General features: G+C 58.7%; 10 protein-coding genes and 1 pseudogene. 7 read left to right on the top strand and 4 right to left on the bottom strand.

What is annotated here, in order from left to right; translation table 11 throughout:
- On the top strand, positions 1-489 hold a 489-nt coding region (locus AB6804_RS23270; protein ID WP_370888477.1), incomplete at its 5' end, for an IS30 family transposase.
- Positions 490-1,048: 559 nt separating this feature from the next.
- On the opposite strand, the gene AB6804_RS23265 is transcribed toward AB6804_RS23270, so the two are convergent.
- The 3 genes from AB6804_RS23265 to AB6804_RS23255 form a co-directional block, all read right to left on the bottom strand.
- Positions 1,049-2,170: an aminotransferase gene (locus AB6804_RS23265; protein ID WP_370888476.1), complete on the bottom strand. Its 1,122-nt coding sequence runs from the start codon at positions 2,168-2,170 to the stop codon at positions 1,049-1,051.
- A gap of 116 nt (positions 2,171-2,286) precedes the next feature.
- Complete coding sequence (locus tag AB6804_RS23260) at positions 2,287-3,519, bottom strand: NAD(P)/FAD-dependent oxidoreductase (RefSeq protein ID WP_370888475.1); 1,233 nt, start codon at positions 3,517-3,519, stop codon at positions 2,287-2,289.
- Between the two features lie 93 nt (positions 3,520-3,612).
- Positions 3,613-4,401, bottom strand: coding sequence for an ABC transporter substrate-binding protein (locus AB6804_RS23255; protein ID WP_370888474.1), 789 nt, complete (start codon positions 4,399-4,401; stop codon positions 3,613-3,615).
- 232 nt (positions 4,402-4,633) lie between these two features.
- Between AB6804_RS23255 and AB6804_RS23250 the strand changes: the two genes are divergently transcribed.
- The 6 genes and pseudogenes from AB6804_RS23250 to AB6804_RS23225 all read left to right on the top strand — a co-directional run bounded on the left by AB6804_RS23250 (position 4,634) and on the right by AB6804_RS23225 (position 11,312).
- Complete coding sequence (locus AB6804_RS23250; protein ID WP_370888473.1) at positions 4,634-5,599, top strand: ornithine cyclodeaminase family protein; 966 nt, start codon at positions 4,634-4,636, stop codon at positions 5,597-5,599.
- 109 nt (positions 5,600-5,708) lie between these two features.
- On the top strand, positions 5,709-6,854 hold the full coding sequence (locus AB6804_RS23245) for a succinylglutamate desuccinylase/aspartoacylase family protein (protein ID WP_370888472.1): 1,146 nt from the start codon (positions 5,709-5,711) through the stop codon (positions 6,852-6,854).
- A gap of 154 nt (positions 6,855-7,008) precedes the next feature.
- Positions 7,009-8,049, top strand: coding sequence for a succinylglutamate desuccinylase/aspartoacylase family protein (locus tag AB6804_RS23240; RefSeq protein ID WP_370888471.1), 1,041 nt, complete (start codon positions 7,009-7,011; stop codon positions 8,047-8,049).
- Between the two features lie 151 nt (positions 8,050-8,200).
- The gene (locus tag AB6804_RS23235; protein ID WP_370888485.1) at positions 8,201-8,845 is read left to right on the top strand and encodes a transcriptional regulator; all 645 of its coding nucleotides are present in this window, start codon (positions 8,201-8,203) and stop codon (positions 8,843-8,845) included.
- 384 nt (positions 8,846-9,229) lie between these two features.
- Positions 9,230-9,481, top strand: a pseudogene (locus tag AB6804_RS23230) (IS3 family transposase); the annotation flags it as partial.
- 907 nt (positions 9,482-10,388) lie between these two features.
- On the top strand, positions 10,389-11,312 hold the full coding sequence (locus tag AB6804_RS23225) for an NAD(P)/FAD-dependent oxidoreductase (protein WP_370888470.1): 924 nt from the start codon (positions 10,389-10,391) through the stop codon (positions 11,310-11,312).
- A 746-nt stretch (positions 11,313-12,058) separates the two neighbouring features.
- Here the strand turns inward: AB6804_RS23225 and AB6804_RS23220 are convergent.
- A complete protein-coding gene (locus AB6804_RS23220; RefSeq protein WP_370888469.1) occupies positions 12,059-13,780 on the bottom strand; it encodes a putative bifunctional diguanylate cyclase/phosphodiesterase in 1,722 nt (573 codons plus the stop codon).

The raw sequence follows: 13,780 nt of genomic DNA, 5'->3' as shown, positions 1-13,780 counted from the left end.
CCTGCTACGGCGGAGGATCGCGCAATACCCGGGCACTGGGAAGGCGACTTGTTGTATGGCAACGCTACGAGCCAGATTGCAACGCTCGTCGAACGTCAAAGTCGATTCGTGATGCTGGTAAAAGTCGCCAGCAAGGATTCTGAGGCTGTGGTTGACGCGCTGATACGACACGCCAGCAAGTTACCTCGGGAACTATATAAATCGCTGACGTGGGACAGGCGTTCCGAAATGGCCGACCACCACCGCTTTACTGTCGCTACCGACATTGAGGTCTATTTCTGCGACCCACAGCATCCTTGGCAACGCGGTTCGAACGAAAACACGAATGGGCTTCTCAGGCAATACTTCCCTAAGGGTACTGATCTATCTGCCTACTCACAGACCAAGCTGGACGCCGTAGCCAGGCGGCTCAACGAACGTCCTAGAAAAACACTAAACTTCGATACGCCAGCTGAGCGATTTAACCAAATCGTTGCATCGACCGGTTGAATCCGCCACCCGATTCTGCCGGTCACGCCGTTGCACCATGCAAGGCCGGTATCGAAGCGCAGCAGCCAGTCGTGAAGGCAGGCTTGCGCGCAGGGCGAACAACTGTGACGACCAACAAAACACAACGTTCGGTAACGGAGCGTCAATGCAAAAAGGAAGAACGTTCCAACGCGAAACAAATAACACCCAAGCAATAGTCAAACTCGTCCCCTGACCGAACGCTCGGTGAGCGTGGACGCGGCGGCGCGATGCACGCAAATTCGATTACGAGCGCGTAGTGCCGCAGGGTCGCCGTCACTGGGCCGCCGGTTGTTGAAGGCGCTGTCGAAGGCGCGCCGGTGCTGGCCTCGGTCGTGAAATGGCTTTGATGATATTCCCTGTATTCACCAAGCCTTTCCCGCTTACGATACGAATCACCAACTCGAGATCGGGGATCGTGCCGCGCGGGGGAAGGGTCCGGGGCGCGCCGCGCTGACAGCGGGTGCATCTAGCCACAAGCCAACTGTCTGCGTCGGCGCATTGAGAAGAGCGCTAGTGGACCCCCAAGGCGCTTGGCCACTTAAGTTTGGCGCGCAAGGAACTCCGATAGTTTGTCGAGCCCCGTCTCAAGTACCTCGCGCTTATTCGCGTAGCCAAGGCGCACGTACCCTTCCATGTCAAGCGCACTTCCCGGCGTCAGCATCACGCCGGTGTGTTCGATCAACGCGGTGCAGAACTCGAGCGACGACATCGGCAATTCATATTTTAAAAGCGCGGTCGTGCCAGACTTTGGCTTTATATAGCTGATGGCGGGTTCTTTCGCAATCCACGCGTCCACGATTGCGAGATTCGTTCGCACAATGTCGTGATTGCGTGCAAGGATCGCGGCGCGATTCTCTAAGGCAATTGAAGCAAAGTGGTCGTCGATCATCCCGACGCTGATCGTGTTGTAGTCCCGATGGATGGAAACCGCACGGATCAGATCTTTCGGGCCAGCGATCCAGCCGAGCCGAAGTCCCGCTAGTGAGTAGGTCTTCGACATACTGCCCGTGCTGATGCCTCGCTCGTAGACGTCCGCGATCGACGCCGTATAGCCACTACCGTGCTGGTCGGTGCCGCGATAGACTTCATCACACAATACGTAGGCGCCGCACGAGCGCGCGATCTCGCCGACTTCCGCAAGAAACTTCTCGTCCATTAACGAACCGGTCGGGTTATTCGGGTTGTTGATAGCGATCAGACGCGTCTTATCATTTACCAGCGTGCGCAGTTCCGCGAGATCTGGCAGGAAACCATTCTCTTCGCGCAACTTTAGTATGCGCACGTCGGCGCCATAGCTTTCCGGGATTGAGTAGTGCTGCTGATAGGTGGGAAGTACCGAAATCACCGTATCGCCCGGTTCCACAAGTGTCTCGTACACCAGGGCATTCCCGCCTATCGCCCCGTGTGTCACGATCAGATTCTCGGGTGACTGGTGTTCATACATCGTCGAAATCGCTTCGCGTAAGCGCGCCGAGCCTTCGATCGCGCCGTAGGTAAGTTTCATAGCGCGCAGTTCGTCGAGAATGCTGTCTTGCTTGCCGGAGAGCGTCAGCAACTGGTCTACTGTCAGCGACTCCACGCAGGTTTCGGCAAGGTTGTAGGTACATTTCGTTTCGTACAGATCCATCCAGCGCTCAACGCCAAAGTCTTTGATCTTCATGCCGACAGTCCTCCTAGTTTGGATTGCATAGCGGTTGTGAACCGCGATCCTTTGAATCGTCCGTATTTCCGCCGATTAGCTCGGAGCGGGACAAGTGCCACTACCTAGCGGCCGAATCATTCGGCGCGGAATGGATGCGCGTCAACAAAGGGCGGCGCGCCGATCATCATCTCGGCTAGCAGCCGCCCGCTCGCGGGACCCAACGTCAAACCATGATGGTTATGCCCGAACGCAAACCACAGCCCAGTATGACGCGGCGCACGTCCAATCACCGGCCGCATGTCGGGTGTGCAAGGACGTAATCCAAGCCATGAACTCGCGTCCAGTCGCTCTCCCAGACCGAAGCTTGGTCGGGCAGTGCGCTCCGCGCGTTCAAGCTGGATGTCCGTCGGCCTTGCGCCGCGCCGCGCGATCTCCACTCCGGTGGTCAGTCGCAGGCGCCCTTCCATGGGCGCTATCACATATCCCTGCTCAGCGTCGACGAACGGCATGGAGAGCATCGGCCGTGTCGGACGGTAATGCATGTGATAACCGCGCTTCGCGCGCAACGGGATGCGATAGCCTAGCGGCGCGAACACGCGGTCAGACCATGGTCCAAGCGCCACCACCACCTCTTTCGCAACGAGCCGTCCAGACGACGTCTGAACCGTCCACGCACCCGCTTGAGACGTCAGCGACGTGGCATCGCCCATTAGGATCGACCCACCTTCCGCTTGAAACAGATCCGCATAACCTTTGGTGAGGGCGCCGGGATTGACGATGCTCTTGGGGTCCTGCCAGTGCAATGCACCACAGAAACCGTCCACGAGGCCCGGTTCCCGCGCGGCCAGCGTCGCCGTGTCCAGGACTGTGACCCGCAAACCATAGCTTTGGGCAGTAACCTCGGCGGCCGCAGCCTGACTGGAAAATTCTCGTGGCGTCCGATAGGCGTCGATCCAGCCGCTAGCGCGAACGAGGTGCCCCAGTTTCGCGCGCCTAACGAAGCGCTCGTGTTCATCATAGCTCTGTCGGATCAATGGCAGCACGTCGCGCCCGGCGGCCAACAACTTCTGCGGCGACGATTCCCACCAGAAGCGGGCGAGCCAACTCGCAAAATGCGGCAACGCCCGATAGTCCCAGTACAGGTCAGTCGAGTTGTTCCTGACATAGCGCAGTAACGTGCGCAAATCGCGCGGAAAGCCATATGGGACGACTGAAGCGGTTTCAATCAGTCCCGCGTTGCCGAAGCTAGTCTCTTCGCCGGGAGCGCGACGATCTACCAGCGCCACCCGGCGGCCCCGGTCTTGCAAATGCAGCGCGCACGACACGCCCACAATCCCGCTGCCCAGCACCACCACGTCGACGTCCATAGACTCATTTCGCTCTTTTGTCCGACCCAGTCGTTCGGTGTTGAAGTGACGAGAGACTGCCGCAAAGCTTCCCACGCCGGCTTCCCCAATGGGTCATTTCGCGATAATGTCGCGGTTAAAATACTTCTGCGAAAGACTGATCAACGTTCCGTCTTTTTTCAAGGCGTCAAGCGCGGCATCGACTTTCGCGACCAGCGCCTTATCGCCCTTGCGCAAGCCCCAGCCGGTCCCTTCGCCGAGAGTCGACGGGTCGGTCAGCGGCTTGCCGACGATCGCGTAGTCCTGCCCCGCGGACTTGCCGAGGAACCCGTCCTGAGCGGTTTGCGCCTCCTGCACCGCGGCGTCGAGGCGGCCAGCCACGAGGTCAGCATAGACCTGATCTTGGTCCCCGTAAGACACGACCGTGACGCCGGCCGACGCCCAATGCCGTTTGAGAAAGTCTTCCTGCGACGACGCCTGCAGCACGCCGACCCGTTTGCCTTGTAGGCTCTTCGCGTCGGGCAGCAGGCCGGAACTGCGTCGCGCCACCATCACGATCGGCACGACGTAGATCGGCTTCGTGAACTCGATCGACTGCTTGCGTTTGTCCGTGATGTTCATTGCAGAGTTGATGACGTCGAACTTCCTTGCCTGCAACGCCGGGATGAGTCCATCGAATGCATTCTCGATCCAAACGCACTTCATGGTCAGCTTGGCGCAGACCGCATTGCCGACGTCAATGTCGAAGCCCTGCAACTGCCCGCTCGCCGATTTGCTTTCGAATGGCGGGTAGGCTGCCTCTATGCCGAAGCGCAGCGTGTCCTGGCCCTGAGCGCTGACGGTACTCGAGACGCCCACCAAAGCGGTGACAACCAATAGCGATAGTTGAAGCTTCCGGAACATAAATGGCCCCTGTGTGTTTGGACGACGACGGTCGACCCTTCGCGCGACATCGCTCGGTTGGATTTGAGATCTCGGATGAAGCTGGCTCACTTGTCAGGCTCCTCCGTGCTCTGGAATGACAGTCTATTCTGGACAACGGCGAATGCAATAGTTTTCAAAAAAAAGTCCAAACTGGACAATTTGGCTTAGAATCGGTTCATTGCCTGAATCACAACGTTGCGGAGCGCATTGGATGACCCACCCAGCATTTCCCCTAATCGTCGATCAGGACGCCGTCCGAAGGGCGCTGCCTCAACTTGACGTGCGCGCCGCGCTAGCGCAGATGTTTCGAGCGCTGGGAACCCACATGGCCGTTCAACCGCCGCAGACGCTGACTCTTTTTCCGCAAGACGCCGGTGACTTCATCACATACCTGGGCGTCATGGCGGAGGCGAAGGTTTTCGGTGCGAAATTGTCGCCGTACATCGTCACGCAGGCTAAGCCGGTTATTACCGCATGGACGGCGTTGATGTCGATGGAGACGGGTCAACCGCTGATGTGGTGTGACTCCGGGCTGCTGACGATCGAGCGCACGGCGGGAGCGACCGCACTTGCCGTAGAGCAACTGGCCGTCGAAAATGCAACCGAGCTTGCAATCATCGGCACGGGCGCGGTTGGTTTGGCCCATCTACGGCATCTCGCGTCGGTACGACCCTGGCGAACCATACGGGTGTTTTCGCCCGAGCTTGAAAACGACACGGCAAAGCGTGCGCAACTGGCAGCGCTGGATCAGAGGGTTTCGATCTGTGATCGGATTGAAGACGTTGTCGCTAACGCCGATGTGGTCGCACTGTGCACCTCGTCGGGCACTCCAGTGCTCCACGAAACGATGCTTACCAAGGCAGCGCTCATTACGTCTATCAGCACCAACGTCGCGAACGCTCACGAGATTCCGCCCGCTTGGCTCGTCGACATGGACGTCTACTGCGACTACCGTCACACCACTCCGTTGAGCGCAGGCGAGATGAAACTGGCGGCTGAAAACCATGGTTGGCGCACGGAAGCGGTGCTGGGCGATCTTGCCGAACTGATGTGCGGCAAGGCGGTCAAGCCATCGTATCGAAAGCCCGTGTTTTTCCGCTCGATCGGGCTGGGTCTAGAAGACGTAGCCATCGCATATCAACTGTTCAGCTATTTGACTGCTCGAGTGAGCGCCTGAGTGCAAGAGGCGGTGTTGGCGCTTAGTGCACCGTTCCATCCGTAGCGACTTTTAAACTGACCGCCAAGCCGCCCTTGCAAGGGCATGCCCCACAGAGCAGAAGGTTTCCATGACCTATCAACGCCTCGATATTCGGCTTCCGTCCCCTGCCCCGGGAGTTCAACTGACGGTTCTCGCCCATCAGTTCGGCAACAGAAGCAACGCACGCAGCGCCTATCTGCACGCCGGCCTTCACGCGGACGAACATCCGGGCTTGCTCGTTCTTCAGCATCTGCTAGAGCAGCTTCGTCAACTTGATGCGGCGGGCGCTATCGACGGTTTGGTGACCGTGGTGCCCTATGCGAATCCAATCGGTATGTCGCAACGCCTTTTTGGCGCGGTTGTAGGCCGGTTCGACTTCGAGAACGGCGAGAACTTCAATCGCAACTTCCCGCTGCTCGATAAGATGGTGGCAGCTTATCTTGCCAAAGCACCGGATCCGGCGAGGTCGCCGAATCAGTGGAGAAGCGTCTTTTCGAAGATGCTGGACGAGGCGACGGCGATCGGTCCGTCGCAAGCGTTAAAGCTTGAACTCGCGAAGCTTTCGATGGAGCATGACATCGTCCTTGACCTGCATTGCGATACCGACTGTATCGCGCATGTCTATGCTTCCGAGTTGCAGGTAGAGCGAGCTACGTTGCTCGCCAACCTGCTGGGCGCGCCGGTTGTGATGTTAGAACCCCGCCAGGCGGGGGGCGGCGCATTCGATCAAGTTCACTCTAGCGCATGGGGTACGGTGCAGGCGGCTGGTCTCCTCTCCGAGCGCGACAGCGGCTTTAGCGCCACGGTTGAACTGCGGGGACAGGCTGACGTTAGCGACGAACTCGCTGCCGCCGACGCGTCGAGCCTCTTGCGCTTCCTCGAAAGCGAAGGTGTTTTGACTGCGGAAGCCGCGCGGACCCAGCGGTCCCCGGGTGAGCCGACCTTTGCTTTCCCGCTCGAAGGAGCGTCTCATGTTCCCTGCCCGTGCGCTGGCGTGATCGTCTACCGGAAAGCGCCGGGTGATCAGGTCAGTGTAGGCGAGGTGATCGCGGAGGTGGTGCGACTGGATGGCGACGAATTCAACCAGCGCGTACCGATTCTCAGCACCGTCGACGGCGTCATGATCGTCCGACAACTAAAGAGACTCGTCCGGCCTGGGGAAAGAGCAGCACTTTTGGCAGGCAAGCGTCCCGTGCGCGACGGTCAGGCCGGTAGCCTGCTGCTCGATTTCTAAACGGCTGGCGGACTGCAACTGCGTGGTCAACTACCGAACTCAATGGCTAGCGAAGACGATGAGAGCGCGGGACATCACACTGGACAGCACAGCAACCGGGACGACGCTTAACCTAAGTCATCACACCTTCGGCCCTTGTTCTGGTCGAAAGGCAATGTATATTCAGGCGGCCCTTCACGCGGGCGAAGTACCCGGCTTGCTCGTGGTCCAGCACCTCCTCGCCGCGTTGACGCGGTTAGAACAAGACGGGGAACTGATACATCGGGTGACGGTTTCGAGCTGGGCCAATCCGGTCGGGATGAATCAGCATGTGATGGGACACCTCATTGGCAGGTTCGACCTGAACGGAACGGGAAACTTCGATCGCCAGTTCTTCGATCTGCGACCGGCCATCGAAGTCAGCTCTGATCTGACTGGTCGAGGCGGTGCATCCGATCCCGGGATAAGAGCGTGGTTGAAGCAAATAACGTTGGCACGGAAAGCGGCGGTGGATTCTGTCGAGGCGTTGAAGCTACAACTGCTCGATGTCGGCTTTGAGCACGATGCAGTGTTGGACCTTCACTGCGACAAAACTGCGGTGATGCACATCTACAGTTCTTGGGAGTTCGAAAGGCGGGCTACAGCACTCGCGCGTTCCATGAAAGCGCGGGCGCTGATTCTCGAAGATGAAGCCGGTGGCGGAACGTTCGATCAAGCATTCCGCGACGCCTGGAGAGCGCTTAAGCGCCTTGACATGTGCGCTGATAAATCGACCGGCTTCGCCGCCGTCGTTGAGTTGCGAGGACAGCGCGACGTGAGCGACGATCTCGCAGCCGCCGACGCCGCCGGGCTGATCGACTTTCTGCGCTCGGAAGGTATCGTGACAGGTGCCGCCGTCCCGACCGATGTGACTGATTGCCATGCCCCATTAACGTTTTCTCTCAATGCTGTCTCGCACGTTGCAACGTCGGCGGCGGGCCTGATTTGCTGGAAACAGGAATGTGGCGCCTTCGTCGAGCGCGGTCAGACGGTTGCGGAAATCGTTGACTATGGTGGACGTATTGCAGCGGGCCGTGCCACGATCGCCGCGCCAATCACAGGTTTTCTTGTCGCGCGGGCCAACTTTCACCTGGCGACAGTCGGGCAGCGTATCGCGATGATCGCTGGCACCACTGCGCTTCCAGAACGCGTCGACGGAAGCCTGCTACATGACTAAGCACGAGCCGGTAGAAGCCGGTCGCCTCGCTACCGGCCGTCTATCCCCAAAGAGAAGCGTGTCGCTCGTGGCAGAATGCGTGAAATCGGCGGACCTGCGATGCTGCTCCGCAGCCGAGTAAACTATGAGAGAACTGCAAGCACGCACCACTATGCGCAAGCCTAAGACAACGGCCACTCGTCGGATGCTTCTTGACCGTTATAGTCGAGTCGCCGACGGCATCGCCCTGCTATTTTTTCCGTACGTCGAAATCGTCATCCACGACCTGGAAAGCCAGACTGTCGCCTACATCGCCAATAATCTGTCGAAACGCGAACTAGGCGACGACTCTGCGTTAGAGGAGATTGATCACTCTGCCGAGTCCGGTACCGTTGGTCCTTACGAAAAGGTCAATTGGGACGGGAGACGGATGCGATGCGTGAGCACCGTGTTGTTCGACGATGCGCGTAGCGCAGTCGGCGTGATGTGCGTGAACTACAACATTGCCGTTTTCGAAGACATCAAACACGTCATTGATCGTGTGATATCCGGCGCTGGGGTCGTGAAGCAGCCTGAAGAACTTTTCAAGGATGACTGGCAAGAACGCATCAACACTTTTCTTCACTCATGGCTCCAAGAGCGTCAGCTAGCGCTCAATTCCTTGACCCGTGATCATCGTCGAGAAATCGTTGAAGCGCTGTGGGGTGAAGGAGCGTTCAAGGGAAAAAGCGCCGCGAACTACGTGGCGAATGTGCTAGGAATGGGACGTGCGACCGTCTATCAGCATATAAGAGATCTGCGAGGCGCGGCGGCCTGATGCACGGCACGCAAAAGGCGCATGTGCCGCACCGTTACGGGGACGATGGACAGTCGCGTTTTGGCGTTGCAATGACCGTCGCCGAGCGGTGCCAGCCCGCGCGATAGCGGCCTCACTGACTGCATGAATCCCAGCGGCGACCCCTGCGCCGATGCTGTCACGTGCGCATGACAAGTCCACCGAAACCGTGCCGAGCTGTCCCTTCGGCATGTCTTACCCCCTGCCGTGACCTAGCTCGCGGCCTGGCGATGGCCGCTGTAGGAGGGAAAGCGACGTTGAGACGGCAAGGATAGAGGCGTAAGCCGTCCCGGCCATCCTGCATTCGGACCAAGGAACCACCTACTCAGCTGTCGACTAGAGGGAATTGCTCAACCGACATTCGATCGCCAAAGCATGAGTCGCAAGGGCAACTGCTGGGACAATGCTCCGATGGAGAGCTTCTTCCATGCCCTGCAAACGGAGCTGGTCATGCACTGCGACTACAGAACTCGTGAGCAGGCGCGTGCCAGTCTGTTCGAGTACATGGAGGTGTTCTATAACCGCCAGCGGCGTCATTCGACGATTGGCTACCAAGCGCCGCTGCCCTTCGAAACATTAACCGTTGCTCACGTCAAAGTGTTCACGATTCGTGGGTAAGATTAACCCCGGAAGTCCTACCGGCACCCGTCAGCTGCCTGCCCGAACTCGACACGAACTTCCCTTGTCGACCCGAAGCAGACTTTCGAGCCTGCGAATGTGGAGCGGCAAATCTCCGATTCATAGCAGCCCTTCAATCCTGCTCTCCCGCACCGACGCACCTCCCTTCAGGCAGGGCACGCGGCGAAGGCCTAGCTCGGTTGCGCCCGCTGGTGCTCGCGCAAGAGCTACTTGTTAGATTTTTCGACCTCGCTCGGCTCCTCCCTCGCTTTGTAGCGCGGCTGGGCTGTGGCAGCAGATAGAAGCCGACGCGCAGCAGTGCAATGGTTACTCCGATGTGCGACGCCGCGATCGCGTCCGGAACCGCAGAATATGATCGCTTTTGGCCGCTTCGTCGTCGCGTGGGCGGCGAGGACGTTAGCCGGCGGTGAAGACCTATCTTTGCGTTGCCAATGAACGGAAAGGATGCGCGGCGCTGCAGGAAGTCACCGCCCGTTTCCCTCTTGTTGCATTGATTCGTCGCCAGCGAAGACTTGTGGCCTATGCAACACCCAACGTCAGGCTGACCTAGGCCGACTGTTGGAATCATGACGGTCTGATTCACGCTTGTCGCGCCCAGTGCGCCGGTCATTCCCACGTGGCTCAGATGTCGCGGACTTGCAGGTACGGGTCTCACCATTGAGCGATGATGTTGATCATGGCCAACCCTAGCGCGCTGTCAGCTCCTGATGTAAGAAAGCTTTCGCCTTGCATCGACGTCACTGATGAGCGCCAGGTAGATGCGTCTTTCCTCATCGTGGGCATCGCTATTGCTTGCTCCCCTTGAAGGCTAAGCGACACGTCCCTGAACGGCGTGCGCACTCCAGTACGCAGAGCGCAGGTCCATCGACCGAAAACGAAGACATTGATGAACGATCCGATCGTTGATTGCATTATCGTCGGTGGCGGGCCCGCTGGCCTCACCGCCGCCCTATATCTCGCGCGTTTCAGGCGCTCGACAATCGTCATCGACGACGGTCACAGCAGAGCGTCTTTGATCCCCATCGTGCGTAACCTCGCTGGCTTCGAAGGCGGCATCAATGGGAATGAGTTGCTCGTCAAGATGCGTCGTCAGATCGAGTGTTACGACGTGCCAGTCGTCGAAGGCCGGGTCACGACGATAAGGGAGACGGACGGCAGGTTCCTCGTCCAATACGGCAGCAATAGCGATTCTTCGTCCCGCAGCCTGTTCGCACGTCGTGCACTGCTCGCGTGCGGAATACGCGACAGGCTTCCGCCGATCGACGAGGCTGTGCGGCTGACGCAACGAGGATTGCTCCGATTCTGCGCAATATGCGATGGGTTCGAAGCCCAAGGCAAGCGGATCGCAATGCTAGGTCCGGCATCACGTGCGCTGTCGCATGCCTTGTTCTTCCGCACGTTCTGTCAGCATGTGGCAGTCATCGCCTCCGATCTCGATGCGCTGACGCAACAGGAGCGTGCCCTTGCGGCGGAGCAAGCCATCGATTTGATCGCGAACGGGACGCTGGAGTTACCGAATAGTACCGAGGCGCCGCTTAGGGTCGCCTCCCGAAATGGGCACCGACATGCGTTCGATGCCATCTATCCGGTGCTTGGCTGCCTCGCCCAAACGGATCTCTTGAGTGAGTTTGATGTGCAGCGAGATAGCGACGGAATGATCGTAACCGATAAGGATCAGCGGACGAGCGAAGACGGACTGTACGCTGCAGGCGATGCAGTGAATTCGCTGAATCAGATTTGCGTCGCAGTTGGTGAAGCTGCAATAGCTTCCATGGCTATCCATCGAAGCCTGCCGGCTAATCCACTTTAGGGTAAATGTCATAAAACACGCGTCTTGTCGGAGACGACCGTGCCTGGAGTCGCATGGTAGCGTCAAAGGCTTGCCAGTCGGGAGCAGCGTTGACCTTCCCCGCGTTGAAATTGGCGACCGACTTATTGAATCTGCTTGTGTGTTCTTGACTCGACAACTAGTCTGCGTCGTTTGGACGACTGCAGCACGACCTGTCTTACAGCCGCGATTAGGACTGTCAGCGAGAGCCCTCTGGAAGTTCGGAATGGCGGCCGGTTTCACGAGGTGGTGCGAGAACCTCGACTCCGCTGAGAGTCGTTTGTCTTCCATCTGTCCGAACCCGGTGTGAGCGATGAACACAGCGTTCCGCGTCCCCGGGACGGCGTGTAGCTCGCGTGCAAGCCTATATCCCGTCATGTCGGGGAGTCCGATGTCAAGAATGCATCCATCGAATGCCTCGAGGCGCGCACGCGCGAGTGCGCCCTTTTAATCATGCTCAACCGCGCGACCTCGTGCCTTAAAATCTCCAGGACCAGGCGAGGCCATGAATCGCGGATGCCTTCAATGAGCGGCCTTCGCGTCGGAACCAAGCTTCCGCTCGACGCGGCGACCTGAAGTTCAGTACCCATCCAGGTCAGTGCTGTGTCGACTCTGCGACGAATCCATTCGTCGAGAGCGCCGATGTCTACGACCGGCTTAAGACCCGCGGTCACGCCCACCGTGCGTAGACGTTGAGCCTAACGTGCAAAGCGGTGTCCCAGGTTGGGTCAGCTGTCATTGCTCTTCAACCAATCGACAAGACTGTCCGGCAAAAGTGGCTTGCTGAAGAAATAGCCCTGGCCTTTCTCGCAGCCGAGCGAGCGGACGACCAATGCCTGCGCCTCGGTTTCGACTCCCTCGGCGACGGTGTTCATGTTGAGGCTGGCGGCCACACGGACGGTAGCCTCTATCAATACCCGGTGATGCGCGCTCTGCACTGCCTGGCTGACAAACGACCGATCGATCTTGACGGTAGCCACCGGTAGCTGGTGCAAGCTCGAGAGGGAAGAGTAGCCCGTCCCGAAATCGTCAAGCGCCAAGCTAAGTCCAAACCCCTTAAGCTGTCGCAACGTGGCCTGTACGGATTCGTCCTGGGCAGCCAGACTCTCAGTCACTTCGAGTTGCAGCTCAGCAGGATCCATGCCGCTGTCGCGCAGCGTACGAGAAACGAAGGCGACAAATCCTTGATCGCTTAGCTGGGCGCGAGACAGATTGACCGCCAGGAGGCGCGGCGCCAGCCGCCCAAGTTGTGCTTTCCATGCGACGAATTGGCGGCATGCAGTGTCCAACACGAATTCGCCCAGTGCGTTGATCACACCACACTTCTCTGCAACGCCGATGAATTCGGCGGGCGGCACGACACCCCTGACCGGATGGCGCCAACGTACGAGTGCTTCGACAGCGGCCGCATGCGGCGGAAACGAACACCGATCCTCGGTCGGCCCGAGCATTACTACCGGTTGATAAATGACGAACAGTTCCTGGTCGACGATGGCACGACGCAGATCATTTTCCATCTGCGCTCGACGCGCCGCGCGCTCGTGCATGGAAGGTTCAAAAGTCACGGACCGGGCTCCGCCGCGGCGTTTAGCCTCCACCATCGCGATGCTAGCGTCTTGGAGCATCGCATCAGGCGCGCTCGGGGTCGCAGAGTGCGCGATCCCGATGCTGACGCTAAGGTGCAACTGTTGGTCAGAGACCCGGTATGGCTCACTCAGCGCACCCAGTAGCCGTTCAGCGACCAAGGAAACATCCGACTCGGATGGCGGTTCGCCGATCACCACGACGAACTCGTCGCCCCCAAGCCGACCGACCATCAGGCCACTTTCATATTGGCCGTTGTGCAGATCGCGGAGACGCATTGTGCTGATCAAGCGACTAGCCACCTCTGCCAGAACTATGTCGCCCGCGGAGTGACCGAGGGAGTCATTAATCTGCTTGAAGCGGTCGCAATTGATGAACAGGACACTGAAACGATGACACTGACCCCGGTCTCGACGTTGCATGCTCCTTTCGATGAACTCACATATCGAGGTACGGTTCGGCATCATGGTGAGCTTGTCCAGTCGTGCCGCCTCGCCAAGCTTCTGATCAAGATGAGACTGCTCGCGCTGTGACTCGAGCGTTACATCACCCACCATTGCCATCAGATGGTTCTCGTCGAGCTTCAGTAGACTGACCGACAAGACCTGCGGAGAAACGTTGGCTTTAGAAGACGGCGGAACCTTGAGGCGCACGGCCTCGCAAACAGGCCCCGAAGGCTCCCTGTATTCCTGGACCATTCGCCGAAATTGCGGCGCAATCGCCTCCAGCACGTCGAACAGGTTGACGAGTTTCCCATCCGGCGACAGTGGCATCAGCAACCGGGCCGACATCGGGTTGATCATCTCAATAACCCCGAGTGCAGAGATCTGTAGAAGCCCTATCGGCGCTCGATACAGGAACTCCAT

Source organism: Caballeronia sp. RCC_10, from assembly GCF_041360715.1.
In the GTDB taxonomy this organism is placed as follows: domain Bacteria; phylum Pseudomonadota; class Gammaproteobacteria; order Burkholderiales; family Burkholderiaceae; genus Caballeronia; species Caballeronia grimmiae.
The sequence above is the reverse complement of the archived record's forward strand: the minus strand, read 5'-3'. Positions and strand labels throughout refer to the sequence as shown.